The organism is Micromonospora sp. NPDC047074 (genome assembly GCF_040643815.1).
In the GTDB taxonomy this organism is placed as follows: Bacteria; Actinomycetota; Actinomycetes; order Mycobacteriales; family Micromonosporaceae; genus Micromonospora.
On the sequence record NZ_JBEYVB010000022.1, the window covers coordinates 59,051 to 77,427 of the forward strand.

General features: G+C 73.4%; 13 protein-coding genes. 5 read left to right on the forward strand and 8 right to left on the reverse strand.

Going from position 1 to position 18,377, the window contains the following annotated elements:
* Window positions 1-110: 110 nt before the first annotated feature.
* The 5 genes from ABZ809_RS23170 to ftsY all read right to left on the reverse strand — a co-directional run bounded on the left by ABZ809_RS23170 (window position 111) and on the right by ftsY (window position 6,514).
* A complete protein-coding gene (locus ABZ809_RS23170; protein ID WP_357564662.1) occupies window positions 111-2,447 on the reverse strand; it encodes a [protein-PII] uridylyltransferase in 2,337 nt (778 codons plus the stop codon).
* Between the two features lie 15 nt (window positions 2,448-2,462).
* Window positions 2,463-2,801, reverse strand: coding sequence for a P-II family nitrogen regulator (locus ABZ809_RS23175; RefSeq protein WP_176733926.1), 339 nt, complete (start codon window positions 2,799-2,801; stop codon window positions 2,463-2,465).
* Between the two features lie 25 nt (window positions 2,802-2,826).
* Window positions 2,827-4,260 carry an ammonium transporter gene (locus tag ABZ809_RS23180; protein WP_357564663.1) on the reverse strand — a complete coding sequence of 478 codons (1,434 nt, stop codon included), beginning with the start codon at window positions 4,258-4,260 and terminating at the stop codon, window positions 2,827-2,829.
* 195 nt (window positions 4,261-4,455) lie between these two features.
* Window positions 4,456-5,319 carry an aminoglycoside phosphotransferase family protein gene (locus ABZ809_RS23185; protein ID WP_357564664.1) on the reverse strand — a complete coding sequence of 288 codons (864 nt, stop codon included), beginning with the start codon at window positions 5,317-5,319 and terminating at the stop codon, window positions 4,456-4,458.
* A 7-nt stretch (window positions 5,320-5,326) separates the two neighbouring features.
* Window positions 5,327-6,514 (reverse strand): signal recognition particle-docking protein FtsY, encoded by a 1,188-nt coding sequence (gene ftsY, locus ABZ809_RS23190; protein WP_357564665.1) that lies wholly within the window; start codon window positions 6,512-6,514, stop codon window positions 5,327-5,329.
* 151 nt (window positions 6,515-6,665) lie between these two features.
* Between ftsY and ABZ809_RS23195 the strand changes: the two genes are divergently transcribed.
* The 3 genes from ABZ809_RS23195 (at window position 6,666) to ABZ809_RS23205 (ending at window position 11,161) form a co-directional block, all read left to right on the forward strand.
* Window positions 6,666-8,378 carry an alkaline phosphatase D family protein gene (locus ABZ809_RS23195; RefSeq protein WP_357564666.1) on the forward strand — a complete coding sequence of 571 codons (1,713 nt, stop codon included), beginning with the start codon at window positions 6,666-6,668 and terminating at the stop codon, window positions 8,376-8,378.
* A 541-nt stretch (window positions 8,379-8,919) separates the two neighbouring features.
* Window positions 8,920-10,416 carry an N-acetylmuramoyl-L-alanine amidase gene (locus ABZ809_RS23200; protein WP_357564667.1) on the forward strand — a complete coding sequence of 499 codons (1,497 nt, stop codon included), beginning with the start codon at window positions 8,920-8,922 and terminating at the stop codon, window positions 10,414-10,416.
* Between the two features lie 223 nt (window positions 10,417-10,639).
* The gene (locus tag ABZ809_RS23205; RefSeq protein WP_357564668.1) at window positions 10,640-11,161 is read left to right on the forward strand and encodes a DinB family protein; all 522 of its coding nucleotides are present in this window, start codon (window positions 10,640-10,642) and stop codon (window positions 11,159-11,161) included.
* Window positions 11,162-11,229: 68 nt separating this feature from the next.
* Here the strand turns inward: ABZ809_RS23205 and ABZ809_RS23210 are convergent, their stop codons facing one another.
* The 3 genes from ABZ809_RS23210 to ABZ809_RS23220 all read right to left on the reverse strand — a co-directional run bounded on the left by ABZ809_RS23210 (window position 11,230) and on the right by ABZ809_RS23220 (window position 15,948).
* On the reverse strand, window positions 11,230-11,850 hold the full coding sequence (locus ABZ809_RS23210; RefSeq protein WP_357564669.1) for an HAD-IA family hydrolase: 621 nt from the start codon (window positions 11,848-11,850) through the stop codon (window positions 11,230-11,232).
* On the reverse strand, window positions 11,850-15,464 hold the full coding sequence (gene smc, locus ABZ809_RS23215; protein WP_357564670.1) for a chromosome segregation protein SMC: 3,615 nt from the start codon (window positions 15,462-15,464) through the stop codon (window positions 11,850-11,852). Before smc ends, ABZ809_RS23210 begins: the two co-directional genes overlap by 1 nt.
* Window positions 15,465-15,753: 289 nt before the next feature.
* On the reverse strand, window positions 15,754-15,948 hold the full coding sequence (locus tag ABZ809_RS23220; protein ID WP_357564671.1) for a hypothetical protein: 195 nt from the start codon (window positions 15,946-15,948) through the stop codon (window positions 15,754-15,756).
* Window positions 15,949-16,321: 373 nt separating this feature from the next.
* Between ABZ809_RS23220 and ABZ809_RS23225 the strand changes: the two genes are divergently transcribed.
* On the forward strand, window positions 16,322-17,428 hold the full coding sequence (locus ABZ809_RS23225; RefSeq protein ID WP_357564672.1) for a CAP domain-containing protein: 1,107 nt from the start codon (window positions 16,322-16,324) through the stop codon (window positions 17,426-17,428).
* Window positions 17,429-17,534: 106 nt separating this feature from the next.
* Window positions 17,535-18,377, forward strand: coding sequence for an endo alpha-1,4 polygalactosaminidase (locus ABZ809_RS23230; protein WP_357564673.1), 843 nt, complete (start codon window positions 17,535-17,537; stop codon window positions 18,375-18,377).

Here is an 18,377-nt window from a genome sequence, read left to right on the forward strand (position 1 = left end):
CCCACACCCCGCAGGGCACATCCGCACACGGGAGCACGAGCGGTGCGAGAGCGTCAACGAAGTGCGAGAGCAGGAGCAGGTCGAGCGTCCGACGTCAGTAGGGCCCTTCCTCACACAGCGGCCAGGACCGTGGATTCCAGGTGGGCCCGGGTGGCGTCGTCCGGCCAGCCACCGACGAGGTAGAAGGCGTCGACCACGTCGCCGCCGAGGGTGGAGATGCGGGCCGCGCGCACCTGGGCGCCGGCCTCGTCGAGCGCGCAGGTGACCCGGTAGAGCAGGCCGGCCGCGTCGGCGGCGCGCAGTTCCAGCAGCACGGCGTCGGTGGCTGCCTCGCGGTGCCAGACCACCCGGGGCGCCGCCCCCTCGGCCCGCGCCGCCAGGGCCCGGCCACGCAGCCGCTGGGTGACCGAGACGTCGCCGTTCACCGCGCGACGCAGGTCGGCTCCGAGTGCGATCGGGTCGGCTGCGAGCCCGTAGCGGGGTTGCACCCGGCACTCGACCAGGGCACGGCCGTCGACGGTGGAGGCGTCGGCGGAGAGCACCTCCAGCCGGTGCAGCGCCAGGCAGCCGGCCACCGTCGCGAGCAGGCCGCGCCGGTCCGCCGCGGCCACCGCCACCCGGTCGGCCGACAGGTGTACGACCGGCAGGGGCCCCGCCAGCAGCGCCGGGTCCGGGGCCGGCGGGGCGGGCAGCGCGCCCGTGTCCAGCGCCGTACGCACCCGGGCGACCAGTTCGGCGATCAGCCGCCCCTTCCAGTCCGACCAGGCGGCCGGTCCGGTGGCTGCCGCGTCGGCGCGGACCAGGGCGTGCAGCAGGTCCAGGGTGGTGGGGTCGCCGACCCGCTCGGCCACCCCGGCGATGGTGACCGGGTCTGCGAGGTCCCGCCGGGTGGCCACGTCGGGCAGGAGCAGGTGCAGCCGGACCAGCGTGCCGATCAGCGCCACCTCCGGTTCGGGCAGGCCGATCCGGGCGGCCACCGCCTCCGCCAGCGGGGCGCCGACCGTGCTGTGGTCCCCCGGGAGGCCCTTGCCGATGTCGTGCAGGAGGGCACCGAGCAGCAGCAGGTCGGGGCGGTCCACCTCGCGGGTGTAGCGGCTCGCCTCGTACGCGGCCTGGACGAGGTGCCGGTCGAGGGTGAACCGGTGCACCGGGTTGTGCTGCGGGAGGCTGCGCAGCCGGGTCCACTCGGGCAGCCAGCCCTCGATCAGCCCGTACCGGTCGCAGGTCTCCCAGGCCGGGATCAGGCCGGCGCCGGCGCCGAGCAGGGTGACGAGCGCGGCCCGGGCCTCCGCCGGCCACGGCGTCGGCAACGGCGGGCAGTACGCGGCCAGCCACTCGCAGGTGGCTCTCGCGATCGGCAGCCGGGTGACGGCTGCGGCGGCGGCGATCCGCAACGACAGGCTCGGGTCGGGCCGGGCGCCGATCGCGGTGCGGGCCAGCACCAGCTCACCGTCGTGCTCCACGACGTCCCGGGCGACGGGTCGGCGCAGTGGGCGCCCGTCGGCGCCCCGGCGGCGGCCCGAGCGGAGCCGGTCGGTGGCGCGGAAGGCGTCGTCGAGGGCGTGGCTGACGGTCCGGGCGTCACCGGCGACCCGGCGCAGCAGCGCGTCGCCGTCGCCGACCAGTTCGGCGGCGCCACCCCGCGACGCGCCGTCGGACCCGCCAGCCGGGAGCTGCCGCAGCCCGAGCAGCGCGGCGACGCCGTCGCGTTCCTGGGCGACCAGCCGGTCGACCCGGCGGCCGACCTGCCGGTGCAGCGCGTCGCGGGTGTCGAGCAGCCGCAGGTGGGCCGCGTGCACGGCGGGGCGCAGCGCGTCGGTGATCCCGGCGGTGGCGATCGCCCGCAGGATGCCCACGTCGCGCAGCCCGCCGGCGGCCTCCTTCAGGTCGCCCTCCAGCAGGAAGGCCAGCTCACCGTGGGCCGCCCAGCGGGCGGTGGTGATCTCCCGCAGCGCCGAGAGCTGCCGTACGGCCGTGCGCCGCCAGTGGTCGGCGGCGGTGCGGACGAGCGCGTCCGCGAGTGCGGCGTCCCCGGCGACCAGCCGGGCGTCGAGCAGTCCGAGGGCCACCTTCACGTCGTCCTGCGCGACGGAGAGCGCCTCGGCGACGGTCCGGACGGAGTGGTCCAGCCGCAGCCCGGCGTCCCACACGGGATACCAGATCGAGGCGGCCAGCTCGTCCACGCCGGGCACCCCGGCGTGCAGCAGGACGAGGTCGAGGTCGCCGTGCGGCGCGCACTGCCGGCGCCCCAGCCCGCCGACGGCGATCAGCGCCACCCCGGGCCGCTGCGGGAGCAGCTTCCGCAGCCACCGGTCGTAGGCGTCGGCCCGTGCCGCCCGTGCCGCCGCGCCGACGCCCCCGGGCACGCCGACGACCTCGTTGATCAGGAGGTCCGCGTCACCGTTGCCGGCGTCCTCCGACGCGTTCTTCCTGATCAACGAGGTCATGTCGGTCGCGGCCGGTCAGAGCGCGTCGAGGCCGCGCTCGCCGGTGCGGACCCGGACGACCTCCTCGACGGCGGTCACCCAGACCTTCCCGTCGCCGATCTTGCCGGTCCGGGCGGCGCCGACGACGGCGTCTACGATCTTGTCGACGTCGATCTCGTCGGTGAGCACCTCCACCCGGATCTTGGGCAGGAACTCGACCGTGTACTCGGCACCCCGGTAGACCTCGGTGTGCCCCTTCTGCCGGCCGTAACCCTGGACCTCGCTGACGGTCAGGCCGGCCACGCCGAGGGCGTGCAGGGCCTCCTTCACCGCGTCCAGCTGGTACGGCTTGATGACCGCGGTCACCAGCTTCATGTCCAACCCCTCCATCCCAGGAACGTTAACCGGCGACCTTCTCGTTGACCGGCTCGGTGGGCGCGGCCGGCTCCGCTGCCGACTCGGTGGACGCGGGCGCCTCGGCCGCCGGCTTGGCGCCGGTCAGGCCGGCCAGCGCGAACGCGCTGCCACCGCCGCTGCCGGCGGCCGGCGACAGGTCGTACCCGCTCTCGGCGTGCTCGGCGATGTCGATGCCGCCGACCTCGTCCTCGGCCCGTAGGCGGAAGCCGATCGTCTTCTCGATGACGAAGGCGAGCACCCAGGCCACTGCGAAGGACCAGACGGTGACGATCACGCCGGCCAGGGCCTGCCGGCCGAGCTGGGTCACGCCGCCGCCGTAGAAGAGCCCGTCGGAGGCGCCGATCACGTCGCTGATCGCGCCGTTGACCGAGTTGGTGGCGAACAGGCCGAGCCAGAGCGAGCCGATCCAGCCGCCGACGAAGTGCACGCCGACCACGTCGAGCGAGTCGTCGTAGCCGAGCTTGTACTTGAGGCTGATCGCCAGCGCGCAGACCGCCCCGGCGACGAGACCGAGCAGCACCGCCGCCCAGGGGGCGATGAAGCCGCAGGCCGGGGTGATGGCGACCAGGCCGGCGACGGCGCCGGACGAGGCGCCGACCAGGGTCGGCTTCCTGTCCTTGATCCACTCGATGGCGATCCAGCCGAGCACCGCGGCGGCCGTGGCGAGCTGGGTGTTGATGAAGGCCAGGCCGGCCACCGAGTCGACGGTGAGCTCGGAACCGGCGTTGAAGCCGAACCAGCCGAACCAGAGCAGACCCGCGCCGAGCGCGACGAGCGGGATGTTGTGCGGCTTCATGCCCTCCCGGGGCCAGCCGAGCCGCTTGCCCAGCACCAGCACCAGGGCCAGGGCCGCCGCACCGGCGTTGATGTGCACCGCGGTGCCGCCGGCGAAGTCGAGCGCGTGCAGGTCGGCGCCGATGATGCCGCCGCCCCACACCCAGTGCGCGACCGGGAAGTAGACGAGCGTCGCCCAGCCGAACGCGAAGAGCAGCCAGCCGGCGAACTTCGCCCGGTCGGAGATCGCGCCGCTGATCAGCGCGACGGTGATCACGGCGAACATCATCTGGAAGGCCATGAACACGTAGAGCGGGACGCCGATGCCGCTCGGGTTCTCCGCCGTCGCGCCCCAGAGGTCGGTCTCGGCGAGGAAGGTCTTGGTGCCGAGGTAGGCGCCCGGGTCACCCCAGAGCCCGTTGACATCGCTACCGAACGCGATGCTGAAGCCGTAGAACCACCACAAAACAGAGATGAGCCCGATCGCGGAGAAGCTCATCATCATCATGTTCAGTACACCCTTGGCCCGGTTGAGGCCGCCGTAGAACAGCGCCAGTCCGGGCGTCATGAGCAGCACGAGCGCCGTCGACACCAGCAACCAGACGGTGTTGCCGGAATCGATCGTGGGTGTTGCCTCAGGCACGCTGGCCTCCTAAAGGTGAAGTTCCCTCCTTCACGGCTTCCGGGGCAGCGTCGCCCGTACGCCGGATGCGCGGAAGCCTGGCCGCTTCCTGTTTCCCCCAGCGTCACCCGTCGATTTCCGTACTGTGACGGGTTGTTTCGGACGTGTGAAGGAATCCTCACCAGCCGCCGGCCTGACCACGGCGGCACGGGCCACTCAGCGCAGCGCGTACTCCAGGGCGTTGCGCTCGTAGTCGAGCAGCCGCAGGTCGCGCATCGGCCGGCGCAGGTGCCCCTTGTGCACGATCCGGACGAAGGCCGGCTCACCGGCGGCGGCCATCCGGCGGATCCCCTCCACGTGGTCCACGATCCGCTTGCGGATGGTCCGGATCAGCCGGTGCCGGTCCCGGGGGATCAGCCCGTACGCGTCGGCGAAGAGACGCAGCCGGCGGGGCCGGTCGGGGTGCTTCCAGCCGAGGGTGATCGAGTCCCGGTCGGAGAAGATCGGCACCCAGGTCCAGGCCGCGTACGCCACGTCGTAGATCCGGGCACCGGGCGAGGCGAGGTCGAAGTCGATCAGGCCGAGGGTGCCGTCGGGCCGCCAGATGACGTTGTGCGGGGCGGCGTCGTGGTGGCAGATCACCTCGGTGTCCGGCGGCGGCGGGCCGAAGGAACGCCAGACCGCGCCGGGCTGCGGGACGAAGCCGTACTGCGCGTCGTGGAACATCCGCAGCATGGTGGCGACGGTCGTCAGCGCCTCGTCGGTGACCCAGTGCGGGGCCAGCGGGTATTCCCCGCACTCCCCCTCCAGGTACGACAGGACCTCCCGGTTGCGCTCGTCCATGCCCAGGGCGCGGGGGGCGCCGGTGAACCCGACGTACTCCAGGTGGCGCAGCAGGGCGTGCACCGAGGGCGTCCACGGCCCGGCGTTGCGTCGGACCGTGTCGCCGACCCGGACGACGGTGCTGACGTTCCCGCCGTGCAGCGGGATCTCCTGCGAAGTCACGTACGGCCTCCCGAGGCCCGCCGACGGGTGGCTGGGGTCACGCCACCCGGCGTAGGCGCGATCGTCGGTCGTCACTGCGAGACTACGCGTCCCGGGCGAGCGGCTCGGTACCGAGCAGCGCGTCGACGAACTGCGCGGGGTCGAACGGCGCCAGGTCGTCCTTGCCCTCGCCGAGCCCGACCAGCTTGACCGGGATGCCCAGCTTGCGCTGCACGGCGATCACGATGCCGCCCTTGGCGGTGCCGTCGAGCTTGGTGAGCGCGACGCCGGTGACGTTGACCGCCTCGGTGAAGACCCGGGCCTGCTCCAGCCCGTTCTGCCCGGTGGTGGCGTCGAGGATCAGCAGTGTCTCGTCGATCGGGCCGTGCTTCTCCACCACCCGCTTGACCTTGCCCAGCTCGTCCATGAGGCCGACCTTGTTCTGCAGCCGGCCGGCGGTGTCGATCAGGACGGTGTCCACCCCGGTGTCGATGCCCCGCTTGACCGCGTCGAAGGCCACGCTGGCCGGGTCGGCCGCCTCCGGGCCGCGCACGGTCTCCGCGCCGACCCGCCCGCCCCAGGTCTCCAGCTGGTCCGCGGCGGCGGCCCGGAACGTGTCGGCGGCGCCGAGCAGCACGGTACGGCCGTCGGCGACCAGCACCCGGGCGATCTTGCCGCAGGTGGTGGTCTTGCCCGCGCCGTTGACGCCGACCACCAGCACCACCGCCGGCACGCCCTCCTTCGGCGCGGTCCGCAGCGACCGGTCGAGGGTCGGGTCGAGCGCGTTGACCAGCTCGGCGGCGAGCAGGGCGCGCAGCTCGTTGGCGGAACGGGTGCCGAGGACCCGGGTGCGCTCGCGCAGCCGGTCGACGATGTCCCGGGTGGCGTCGATGCCGACGTCGGCGGTGATCAGGCTGTCCTCGATCTCCTCCCAGGCGTCCTCGTCCAGGTGGTCGCGGCTGAGCAGGCCGAGCAGGCCCTTGCCGAACACGTTCTGCGAGCGGGACAGCCGCGAGCGCAGCCGGACCAGCCGGCCGGCGGTCGGCTCGGGGACCTCCACGACCGGGGCGGGAGCCTCCACCACCGGCGGCTCGACCAGGATCCCGGTGGAGATCTCGGCCTCCGGCGCCTGCACCGGCGGGCCGGCCAGGTCCTCCTCGGCCCGGGTCTCGACCTCCGTCGTCGGCAGCGGCGGCTCCGGTCGCCGGCGCAGCCGCGGCACGACCAGCCCGATGCCACCGAGGATCAGCACGCCGAGCAGCGCGAGCGCGATGAGGAGGTATTCGGTCATGCCGGAATCCTGTCAGATGCCGGCGAGACTGTCCCAGCCACCGCTCCCGACCGCGCCGGGAGAGCGCGGCGGTAGGCTCGGTCACAGCCAGCAGTGGTGCGAGCGTCGGCCGGGTAGTAAAAGATGAAGTCCGCTCATCTGGAGGTCGACCATGCCCGCGGCAAACCTGCTCATCGGCCCGCTGCTGCGGAGGGTGGTCGGCACGCGGGCCACCGTCTGGGTCGAGACCAGCGCCCCCGCCGTGGTCACCGTCCGTACCGCCGACGGCGCCGGGGGCAGTTCCCCCACCTTCTCCGCGTACGACCACCACTACGCACTCGTGGTGGTGGAGGGGCTCACGCCGGACAGCGCCACCAGCTACGAGGTGCTGGTCGACGACGAGGTCGCCTGGCCGGAGCCGGGCGGCACGTTCCCGCCCAGCGTGATCCGCACCCGGGCGGCCGACGACCTCGACCAGCCGGTCCGGTTGGTCTTCGGATCCTGCCGGGAGACCACTCAGCACGCGACCACCCGACGGCTGCCCCCGGACGCGCTCGACGCGTACGCCCGGCGGCTCATGGCCGACCAGGAACAGGCCGAGCAGCCCGACCTGCTGGTGCTCCTCGGCGACCAGGTGTACGCCGACGTGACGTCGCCCACGGTCCGGCGGCTGCTGAAGCGGCGCCGCCGGCGGCCGAAGGGCGCGCCGGTCGACCAGGTGGTCAGCTTCGACGAGTACACGAAGCTCTACCTGGAGTCGTGGCGGGACCCGGAGATCCGCTGGCTGTTGTCCACGGTGCCGAGCGTGATGATCTTCGACGACCACGAGATCATCGACGACTGGAACACCTCGGCCTCCTGGCGGGCCGACATGCGTGACCAGCCCTGGTGGGCGGAACGGATCGGCAGCGGCCTCGCCTCCTACTGGGTCTACCAGCACCTGGGCAATCTCTCCCCCGACGAGATCGCCGCCGACCCGGTCTTCGCCGAGGTCAGCGCCGCCGAGGACGCCACCGGCGTGCTACGCGAGTTCGGGCGGCGGGTCGACACCGAGGCCGACCTCGCCCACGACACCGAGCGGTGGCGGGCCGTGCAGTACCAGTGGAGTTACGCCCTGGACCTGGGCCGGACCCGGCTGGTCATGCTGGACAACCGGTGCAGCCGCGTGCTGGAGCCCGGCAAGCGGGCCATGCTGCCCCCGGGTGAGTGGTCGTGGTTCCTCGACCGGGCCCACGGCGTCTACGACCACCTCGTGGTCGGCTCGTCGCTGCCCTGGCTGCTGCCGCCGGGCATCCACCATGTGGAGGCCTGGAACGAGAAGCTCGCCGACGCCCGACAGCGCTGGGTGGCCCGGCTGTCGGAGAAACTGCGCAGAGGGCTGGACCTGGAGCACTGGGCCGCGTTCCGCCGCTCGTTCGACGCGCTCGGCGCGCTCTTCGCCCGCATCGGCAGCGGCACCCCCGGCGACCCCGGCGCCCGGGTCGGGGCGGGTCCCGCGTACGCGCCACCGGCGTCGATCAGCGTGCTCTCCGGCGACGTGCACCACTCGTACGTGGCGCGGGCGCGGTTCGACGACCCGACCGTGGTCACCCCGGTGCACCAGCTCACCTGCTCGCCCATCCACAACCAGGTGCCCGCCGGGATGCGCCCGTTGATGCGGCTGGGCTGGTCGTCCGGACCGGCCGGGGCCACCCGGGCCCTGGCCCGCACCGCCGGGGTGCGCCGCCCGTCGTTGCGGTGGAAGCGGCTGTCCGGGCCGTACTTCGGCAACGCGGTCGCCACCCTGGCCCACTCCGGGCGGACGGCCGAGGTGACCGTCGAGGGCACCACCAGCGACGGTCACCTGCGCGAGGTGATGCGGCACCGCCTGACCTCGGGCGGCTGACCCACCGCGCCGCCGCCGGGCACCATTGACGTACGACTTTCCCACTGCAATTCCCCCGGACCCGGCCTACGAATTTCAGCGACCCGCCCGGGGGACGGCGTTACCAGAACGAGATATTCGACCGCGATCATTCACCCGTGCTTCGTCGTGACGGACTTTCGCGGCATCCGCTCCCCCATCGCCCGGCGACATTGTCGCCGTTGCCGGCGCGATACGCGTTTCGCTGCGCGCCATCGCCGACAGTGAACCCGGCGCCCGACGCCGTCGATACGGTCGGCAACCGTTTCGTCGTACACGATTGTCTGACCCCTGCCGCAATGCGGCAGGGTCACACTTGTATTGACTGAAAGGGTCGCATCATGGCAATCACCAGATCCGACGAGACGGCGCGCACAGCATCTCGCGGCCCGTTCCGAACCGTCAGTCGGCGCACCCTGATCGCTTCCGCGGCGGTCGTCGCGGTGGGGCAGCCGCTGGCAGGCCAGCCGGCGCTCGCGCAGTCCCGCGCCGTCGAGTGCCTCGCCGACCTCGGGACCGTGTGATGGGGATCCCCTGGCTCGCCGACGTGCTGCGGGCAGCCGGCGTCGCGGTCGTCGAAGAGGGAGACTGGCGGTCCCGGGGCGTCAGCGGCGCGTTCGACCCGATCGGCGTGCTGTGGCACCACACCGCCGCCACGTCCAGCCCGAGCCGGCCCGCACCGGCGCTGGGCGTCTGCATCAACGGCCGGTCCGACCTGCCCGGCCCCCTGTGCCACGCGCTCGTGGACTATCACGGCGTGTTCCACCTGATCTCCGCCAACCGCGCCAACCACGCCGGCAACAGCCGGGGCAGCGGCCCCATCCCGGCGGGCAGCGGTAACACGATGCTGATCGGCTGGGAGATCGACTACAACGGTGTCAACCAGGCGATGACCCAGGCCCAGTACAACGCGTCGGTCGCGGCCACCGCCGCGGTGCTGCGCAGACTGGGCCGCGACGCTAGCTACGCCCGGGGTCACCGCGAGACCAGCACCACCGGAAAGATCGATCCCTCCTTCATCGACCTGGACGCGATGCGCCGCGACGTCGCCGCCGCCATGACGGGCGGCGGCTCGGGCGCCGGCACCATGTACCACCAGTCGCGGTTCCCCACCGGGTCGTGGAGCGGATTCCAGCCGTTGGCCGGCTACCGGACGACCGCCCCCGGCCAGGCCCGCGACATGGCGATCACCGGACTGCCGGACCGCTCCGCCCAGGTGCTCATCGTCGGGGCCGACAGCAGCATCTTCCACCAGATCCGCAACCCCAACGGCACCTGGACCGGATTCGCACCACTCGCCGGTGCGGGCACCCCCACCCCGGCCGCCGGGAGCCGTGTCGGCATCGCCGGCATGCCCGACGGCTCCGCCCAGGTCCTCATCGTCGGCGCGAACAACGGCGTCTACCACCAGATCCGCAACCCCAACGGCACCTGGACCGGATTCCAGCCCATCAACGGTTACGACACCACCGCCCCCGCCGCCGGCAAGGACGTCGCCATCACCGGCATGCCCGACGGCTCCGCCCACATCCTCATGATCGGCGCCGACAACGGCGTCTACCACAGGATCCGCCACCCCAACGGCACCTGGGACCCGCTGCGCCCCCTGCCCGGCGCCGGAACGACCAGCACGGCGACCGGCAGCCGTGTCGGCATCGCCGGCATGCCCGACGGCTCCGCCCAGGTCCTCATCGTCGGCGCCAACGGCGGCGTCTACCACCAGATCCGCAACCCCAACGGCACCTGGACCGGATTCCAGCCCATCAACGGTTACGACACCACCGCCCCCGCCGCCGGCAAGGACGTCGCCATCACCGGCATGCCCGACGGCTCCGCCCACATCCTCATGATCGGCATCGACAACGGCGTCTACCACAGGATCCGCCACCCCAACGGCACCTGGGACCCGCTGCGCCCCCTGCCCGGCATGGGCACCCCCACCACGGCCGCCGGCAGCAACGTCAGCATCGCCGGCATGCCGGATGGTTCCGCCCAGGTCACCATCGTCGGCAGAGGTTGACGAGGCACCCACGACCCGACGCATCCGGACCGCTCCACCTGTCCACCACGTAGCGGCTGCGGGAGATCACCGTCGAGCAGTCGGGGTACGGCCCAGGTCGGCCGTACCCCGATGCACCGGTCCACCGTCGTGCCCGTCCGCCCTCCCGGCGGGCAAGCTGGTCGACCCGCCGCCCCGAGAATGCGGTCGCGGGCTGTCAGGGGTGACCGCGAGGATGGCCGGCATGACATGGCGCGCACCGGAGATCACCCGGACCCCTGAGCCCTACGTCGGCGACGAACGCACGATGCTGGAGGGCTGGCTGGACTACCACCGGCAGACCCTGCTGCTCAAGTGCGCCGGGCTGACCGCCGAGCAGCTGCGGACGCCGAGCGTCGAGCCCTCGGCGCTCACCCTGCTCGGGCTGGTCCGGCACCTGGCCGAGGTGGAGGCCTCGTGGTTCCGGGAGAACTTCGCCGGCGAGCCGGTCGACTACCCCTACTACACGCCCGAGACCCCCGACGCCGACCACGACGTCAGCGCCGCCGACGCCGAGGCCGACTTCGCCACCTACCACCGGCAGGTGGAGCTGGCCCGGGCCGCCACCGCGGGCCGGTCGCTCGACGAGACCTTCACCGAGGTCGGCCCGAAACGCCGGACGTTCAACCTGCGCTGGGTCTACGTGCACATGATCGAGGAGTACGCCCGGCACAACGGCCACGCCGACCTGATCCGCGAACGCATCGACGGCCGCACCGGCGAGTGACAGCCCGGCCTCGTCACGCGCGCCCCGAGCAGGCCGAGCACCGCCGTCAAGCAGGCCGGGCACCGCCGTCAGTAGGCCAGCGCGGCCCGCAGGTAGCGCAGGTCGGCCGGGCCGCTCCAGCGCAGCGCCGACAGCCCGGCGACGCGGGCGCCCCGGATCGCCCAGTCCTCGTCGTCGACGAAGAGCACCCGGGCCGGCGAGGTCTCCAGGGCCGCGCAGGCCGCCTGGAAGTACTCCTTCGCCGGCTTGTGCACGCCGACCTTGGACGAGTTGACCACCACGTCGAACTCGTCGGTCAGGCCGAGCGCCGCGAGGTCGGCGTCGAGGAGGTCGGTGGCGTTCGTGCCGAGCCCGATCCGGATGCCGCCCGCCCGCGCCTCGCGGACGAAGGCGAGCACCTCGGGATCCACCTCGCCCCGGTAGCGCTGCCACTGCTCCACCGCCGCCCGGGCCCGCTCGGGGCTGCCCACGGAGTCGGTCAACGCGTCGGCGACGCTGGTCATCCAGTCGGCGTGGCTGACCCGCCCGGTCAGCACCGGCTGGAGCCGCCCCCACTGCATGGCGATCTCGGACAGCACGCCCGCGGAGAGGCCGTACTCCCGCTCCACCCCGGCGGCCACCGTCGGGTCCCACCGCCGCAGGACGCCGTCGAAGTCCACCAGGAGCGCCGTCGCCCGTTCCCGACCCACTACTCGTTCTCCTCGCCGCGGCCAGGCCGCTCGTCGTCGCTGTCGACCCGGTTGAGCCGCTGGCTGATCACCTGGGTCACCCCGTTGCGCATGGTGACGCCGTACAGGGCGTCGGCGACCTCCATCGTCCGCTTCTGGTGCGTGATGACGATGAGCTGGCTCTTCTCCCGCAACTGGGCCAGCAGCGTGATCAACCGGCCGAGGTTGACGTCGTCCAGCGCCGCCTCCACCTCGTCCATGATGTAGAACGGGCTGGGCCTGGCCCGGAAGATGGCCACCAGCATCGCCACCGCGGTCAGCGAACGCTCTCCGCCGGACAGCAGCGACAGCCGTTTGATCTTCTTACCCGGCGGGCGGGCCTCCACCTCGACGCCGGTGGCGAGCAGGTCGTCGGGGTCGGTGAGCACGAGCCGCCCCTCGCCACCGGGGAAGAGCACGGTGAAGACCTGCTGGAACTCCCGGGCAGTGTCCTCGAACGCGCTGGCGAAGACCTCCAGGATCCGGTCGTCGACGTCCTTGACCACCGTGAGCAGGTCGCGACGGGTGGCCTTGAGATCCTCCAGTTGCTCCGAGAGGAACTTGAAGCGCTCCTCCAGCGCGGCGAACTCCTCCAGGGCCAGCGGGTTCACCTTGCCGAGCAGGGCCAGTTCCCGTTCCGCCTTGGCGGCCCGCTTCTCCTGCGCCGGCCGCTCGTAGCGGACGGGCTCGGGCACCGGCAGGCCGTCCCGCTCCGCCGCCGCCACGTCGGCCTGGGTCGGCGGCACGGGCTGCGTCGGGCCGTACTCGGCGACCAGGGTCTCCACGTCCAGCCCGAAGTCCTCGGCGGCCTTCGCCTCCAACTGCTCGATACGCAGCCGCTGCTCGGCGCGGGCCACCTCGTCCCGGTGCACCTGGCTGGTCAGCCGCTCCAGCTCCGCGCCGAGCCGCTTGGCCGCGCCGCGTACCTCCTGGAGTTCGGCCTCGCGGGCGGCGCGTTCGCGCGCCACGGCGTCGCGGTGTTCCTCGGCCGTGGCGATGGAGGTGGCCAGCCGGGTGAGGGCCTCCCGGGCCCCGCCGGCCACGGCCCGGGCGATCCCGGCGCCCCGGGTACGTGCCGCCCGCCGGGCCGCCGCGCGTTCCCGCGCGGCCCGCTCGGCGGTGGCCTGCCGGCGCAGCGAGTCCGCGCGGCCGGCGATCGAGGAGACCCGTTCCTCGGCGGTACGCACCGCGAGCCGGACCTCCATCTCGTTCTGCCGCGCCTGCGGCACCATGGCGGCGAGCTGGTCGCGTTCCTCGGTGGACGGCTCCGCGTCGACCGGCGTCTCCTCGGCCAGCCGCAGCCGTTCCTCCAGCTCGGCCAGGGTGAGCAGGTCCCGCTCCCGGGCCGCCTCGGCGCGGGAGCGGGACTCGCCGAGCCGGTCGGTCTCGGCCTTCGCCGAACGGGCCGCCGCGCCCAGCTCGGCCAGCCGTCGGGCGGCGGCGTTGCGGTGGCTCTCCGCCTCCCGCTTGGCGGCGGCGGCGTGCTGCACCGTCTCCTTGGCGGCGGCCACCTCCGCGCGGGCGTCCACGAGCTGTTCGCGCAGCTCCGCGCCGGTCTGTTCGGCGGCGAGCCGGTTCGACCGGGCCTCCTCGACGGCGGCCTGCACCTCGATGAAGCTGGGTGCCTTGGCCGACCCGCCGGCCGCCGCGTACGCCCCCACCACGTCCCCGTCCGGGGTGACCGCGCGCAGCTCCGGGTTGCCGGCGACCACCTCGGTGGCCGCGGCGAGGTCGTCGACCAACACCACGTCGCGCAGCGCCCGGTGCACCGCCGGCCGGATCTGCGGCGAGCACTCCACCAGGTCAGGTGCCCAGCGGGCGTTGTCGGGCAGCTTCGGTCGCAGCGCGTCGGCGGGGCCGTCCATGCCCGGGCCGGCGGGGCTGCCGACGAGCAGGCCGGCCCGGCCCGCGTCGGAGATCTTGAGCAGCCGCATGGCCTCGACGGCCTCGTCGACGCCGCTGACCGCGACCGCGTCGGCGAGCCCACCGAGCGCGGCGGCGAGCGCGGCCTCCTGCCCGGGGGCGACCGTCAGCAGGCCGGCCAGGCTGCCCAGCAGGCCCGGAACCTCGTCGGCGCGGGCCAGCAGCGCGCCCGCGCCGTCCTTGCGGCGCAGGCCGAGGGCGAGCGCCTCCTCCCGGGCCTTCCAGGTGGCGGCGTCCTTCTCCGCCGCGCGCTCGGCGTCGGTCAGCGACCGTACGGTGGCCTGCGCCCGTTCCTGGGCGGCGACCGCCTCGGCGTGCCGGGCGTCGAGGTCGGCGTTGTCCCGGTCCGCCTCGGTGGACTGCTCGGCGACCGCGTCCAGCTCGGCCTGTGCCTGCTCCGCCCGGGCCAGCGCGTCGGTGTGCGCGGCGGCGAGCCGTTCGATCTCCTCGCCGGCGCTGGTGGTCCGGGCGCGGGCGGAGTTGACCTGGCCGGTCAGCCGGGCCAGCCCCTCCCGGCGGTCGGCGATCGCCTTGGCCGCGGCGACCAGCTCGCGCTCGGCCGCGGCGAGCTGCCGCTCCAGTTCCTGGCGGTGCTCGACGGCCTCGGCCAGCCGGATCTGGTCGTCGGTGAGCGCGGCCCGCAGGTCCTCCTCCTGCTCGCGGATCCGCTCGGCCTCGGCCTCCAACTGGTCGGGGTCGCGGCCGGGCCGCTCGTCGTCGGGGGTGGCGCTGAGGTGCCGCAGCCGCTCCCGGGCGAGCTGCTCGATGGAGCGGAACCGCTCGGAGAGGGCGGAGAGCTTGTACCAGGTGTCCTGGGCTGCGGCCAGCAGCGGCGCGTCCTCGGCGAGGGCCGCCTCCAGCTCGGCCAGCCGCGCCTGCACCTCGGTGTGCTCGGCCTCGACCTGCTCGCGTCGCTCGCGCACCGCCGTCTCGTCGGCGATCTCCCGGTTGAGGGTGGTACGCAGGGTGGACAGGTCGTCGGCGAGCAGCCGCAGCCGGGCGTCGCGCAGGTTCGCCTGGATGGCGGCGGCGCGGCGGGCCACCTCCGCCTGCCGGCCCAGCGGCTTGAGCTGGCGACGCAGCTCGGCGGTGAGGTCGGTGAGCCGGTTGAGGTTCGTCTGCATCGCGTCGAGCTTCCGCAGCGCCTTCTCCTTGCGCTTGCGGTGCTTGAGGACGCCGGCCGCCTCCTCGATGAAGGAGCGGCGGTCCTCGGGCTTGGCGTGCAGCATCCCGTCGAGCCGGCCCTGGCCGACGATGATGTGCATCTCCCGGCCGATGCCGGAATCCGACAGCAGCTCCTGGATGTCGAGCAGCCGGCAGGAGTCGCCGTTGATCTCGTACTCGCTCTCGCCGGAGCGGAACATCCGGCGGGTGATCGACACCTCGGTGTACTCGATCGGCAGCGCGCCGTCGGTGTTGTCGATCGTGAGGGTCACCTCGGCCCGGCCGAGCGGGGCCCGGCCGGCGGTGCCGGCGAAGATGACGTCCTCCATCTTGCCGCCGCGCAGCGCCTTGGCGCCCTGCTCGCCGAGCACCCAGGCGATGGCGTCGACGACGTTGGACTTGCCGGAGCCGTTCGGCCCGACCACACAGGTGATCCCGGGCTCCAGCTTCAGCGTCGTCGCGGAGGCGAAGGACTTGAAGCCCTTCACCGTCAGGCTCTTGAGATGCACCTTCTCGATCCTCGTCCGGTGGCCGCCGTACCGTCGCCGGCTGCGCGGACCTGGGTGAACCCGCAGACTAACCCGGGACCGGGAACCGCCGGGCACGCGACCCGCCTAGTGACCGTCGGGGCGCGGGCCCCGGGGCGTCAGCCGGGGCGGCCGGTGATCAGCTTCCACCCGGTGCCGGGCGGGATCGCGAGATCGTCACCGGCGAGGCGGCTGCGGACAAAGCTGCGCGCCGGCACTGAAGTGTCGGCGCGCTTTTTGCGTGGTGCGATTCAGTTGTGCGACCCGGAGATCAGGTCAGCGCGGGCTCGGCCAGCCGGAGCAGATCGTCCGCCTCCGACGCAGCCGCCGCGAGCCGATCGTTCTCGGCACGCAGCCGCGTGATCTCGAACTCCAGAGCCCGAACCGTGGCACGCAGTCGGGTGACCTCGTCGAGCATGCGCCGATCGGGCGCTGCGCCTACGTGGCCGTACAGGGCCTTAGCCATGATGACTCCTTGATATGCGCTGCCGGAAAGGCCGGTCAACGCGCGCCCACGCGTACGCGGCTGTCATCCCAAGCGATTCTGGGCATGAGCGGGCGCGACTGGCGACATCTACATATTGAGCCGACACCCCCTCCTTCGTCAAGTTCCCGCAGGCCGTAGATCATTTCCACGTCGACCTGTCCGCTTGTCAGGAGGGGCTGCCGTGAGGCGCGGACACACTCTGTCCGGACACCCTGACTCTACGCCTCGGATCCCGGGAAGTCCCTCCCCGGCGCCCGCCCTCCCCTTAACTCTTCCTTAGCCGCGTTGCCGGTGCTCGCGACCGTCACGTAGCGTCACCCCGGCCCGCAACCGACCCCGTGGAGGCACAGGCGTGTACGGCTGGACCGACCCGAACGACCCGGACGGCGCCCCCCGGCGTCGGCAGCAGCCGCTGGGCGACGAGCCGACCTGGCTGACCGACCGTCCGGAGCCGAGGTCGGCCTACCTGTTCGGGGACGACCCGGAGCAGCCAGCCGACGGGTGGCACCGCGACCAGCCGACCCCGCGCTGGCAGCCCGAGTCCACGGCGACCTGGCAGCCCGAGCGGGCCGAGCCGACCGGCCGCTGGCAGCACGACCAGACCGCGCCGGGAGCGCACTGGCGACCCGAGCGGGCCGAGCCGGCCGCGCACCGGCAGCCCGAACAGGGCGAGCCGGGCGGGCGTTGGTCCCCCACGGTGATGCCCACCATCGCCGACGGCCGGCACCGGTCCCGCCGGCGGCTCTCCCGCCCCGCGTTGATCGGCGCCGCCGCAGCCGCGACGTTGGTGGCCAGCCTCGGCGTCGGCGCGGTCGCGCTGACCGGCGGCGGGCCGGAGACCGAGCCGAGCGCCGTCGACGACACGGTCGCCGCCGCCCCGGTGCTGCCGGCCGAGAAGCCCGGCGCCACGCCGGCCCCGCCCACCCCGAGCGCCGTACCGACCACCGTCGCGCCCACCCCCTCCGCCACGAGGACCACCCGACCGACGCCGGCACCGTCGCGCTCCACCGCGGCCTCGCGGCGCACCACCGAGCGGAGCACGTCGCCGACCACGCAGGCCCCCGTCAGCAGCGGTGTCAGCAGCCAGGCCCGGCAGGTGGTCAACCTGGTCAACGCCGAGCGGGCCAAGGCCGGCTGCGGCGCGCTGAGCATCGACGACAAGCTGACCACCGCGGCACAGCGGCACAGCCAGGACCAGGCCGACCACCGGAACATGTCGCACACCGGCAGCGACGGCAGCAATCCCGGGACCCGGCTGGACCGGGTCGGCTACGCCTGGCGCACCTACGGCGAGAACGTCGCCTGGAACCAGCAGACGCCGGCGGCGGTGATGGACGCCTGGATGAACAGCTCCGGCCACCGGGCCAACATCGTGAACTGCGCCTTCACCGAGATCGGCGTCGGCGTCGCCAGCAGCAACGGGCCGTACTGGACGCAGGTCTTCGCCGCGCCGCGCTGAACGCGAATCCCCGCCGGGTCCGCGCTCGTTTGACGGGGTGAGGTACGCCGACGCGGCGTACCCGCCCCGGGCGGCGTGCGGCCGTCCGCGACCTGCGGAGCTGCCGATGCGGATCCGGCCGAGTACGCGCGCCGTCGGGCGGGGCCTGCGCAGGACCCTGCCGGCCTGCGTCACCCTGACGCTGCTGGTCGTGGGCACCGGCTGCCGGGTGAACCTCACCCCGCCGGGTGCGCCGACCGCCTGGCCGGCGGCGTCGGCCGGCCGCTGGCAGTGGCAGTGGCAGGTCAGCGGCGTGCTGGATCTGGCCGTCGACGCCGACGTCTTCCTGCTCGACCCGGTCACCACCACCGCCGCGCAGACCGCCGAGCTGCGCTCCCGGGACCGCCGGCTGGTGTGCCAGGTGCACGTCGGGTCCGTCCTGCCGACCGACCCGGACGCGGAGCGCTTCCCGGCCGCCGTGCGAGGCGCGGCGGCCCGCCGGCCGCAGAGTCGCTGGCTCGACGTACGACAGTGGGACACGCTGCGGCCGGTGCTGGCCGACCGGTTCCGGCTGTGCCGGGGCAAGGGCTTCGGGGCGGTCGCGCTCGCCGACGCCGACGGGTACGCGCGCCGCTCCGGCTTCCCGCTCGACTTCGACGACCAACTGCTGTTCAACCGCCGGCTGGCCGAGCTGGCCCGGTCGTTGAGCCTCTCCCCCGGCCTGGTCAACGACGTGGCGCAGGTGGCCGCCCTGGCCCCGGACTTCGACTTCGCCGTCAACGAGGAGTGCGTACGGCTGGACCAGTGCGCCAAACTGCTGCCGTTCGTCGAGGCCGGCAAGCCGGTGTTCCACGTCGAGTACGCCGGATCGACCACGGACTTCTGCGTCACCACGGTGGGCTACGGCCTCTCCTCGATCCGCAAGGAACGGGAGCTGGACGCGTGGCTGATCCCCTGCCAGGTGCCCTGA

Excerpts from the sequence above, each read along its gene's own strand:
- ABZ809_RS23205 (WP_357564668.1), top strand. The coding sequence starts at position 10,640 with ATGACATGGCGCGCACCGGAGATCACCCGGACCCCTGAGCCCTACGTC.
- ABZ809_RS23195 (WP_357564666.1), top strand. The coding sequence starts at position 6,666 with ATGCCCGCGGCAAACCTGCTCATCGGCCCGCTGCTGCGGAGGGTGGTC.
- ABZ809_RS23230 (WP_357564673.1), top strand. The coding sequence starts at position 17,535 with ATGCGGATCCGGCCGAGTACGCGCGCCGTCGGGCGGGGCCTGCGCAGG.
- ABZ809_RS23170 (WP_357564662.1), bottom strand. The coding sequence starts at position 2,447 with ATGACCTCGTTGATCAGGAAGAACGCGTCGGAGGACGCCGGCAACGGT.
- ABZ809_RS23220 (WP_357564671.1), bottom strand. The coding sequence starts at position 15,948 with ATGGCTAAGGCCCTGTACGGCCACGTAGGCGCAGCGCCCGATCGGCGC.
- ABZ809_RS23175 (WP_176733926.1), bottom strand. The coding sequence starts at position 2,801 with ATGAAGCTGGTGACCGCGGTCATCAAGCCGTACCAGCTGGACGCGGTG.
- ABZ809_RS23200 (WP_357564667.1), top strand. The coding sequence starts at position 8,920 with ATGGGGATCCCCTGGCTCGCCGACGTGCTGCGGGCAGCCGGCGTCGCG.
- ftsY (WP_357564665.1), bottom strand. The coding sequence starts at position 6,514 with ATGACCGAATACCTCCTCATCGCGCTCGCGCTGCTCGGCGTGCTGATC.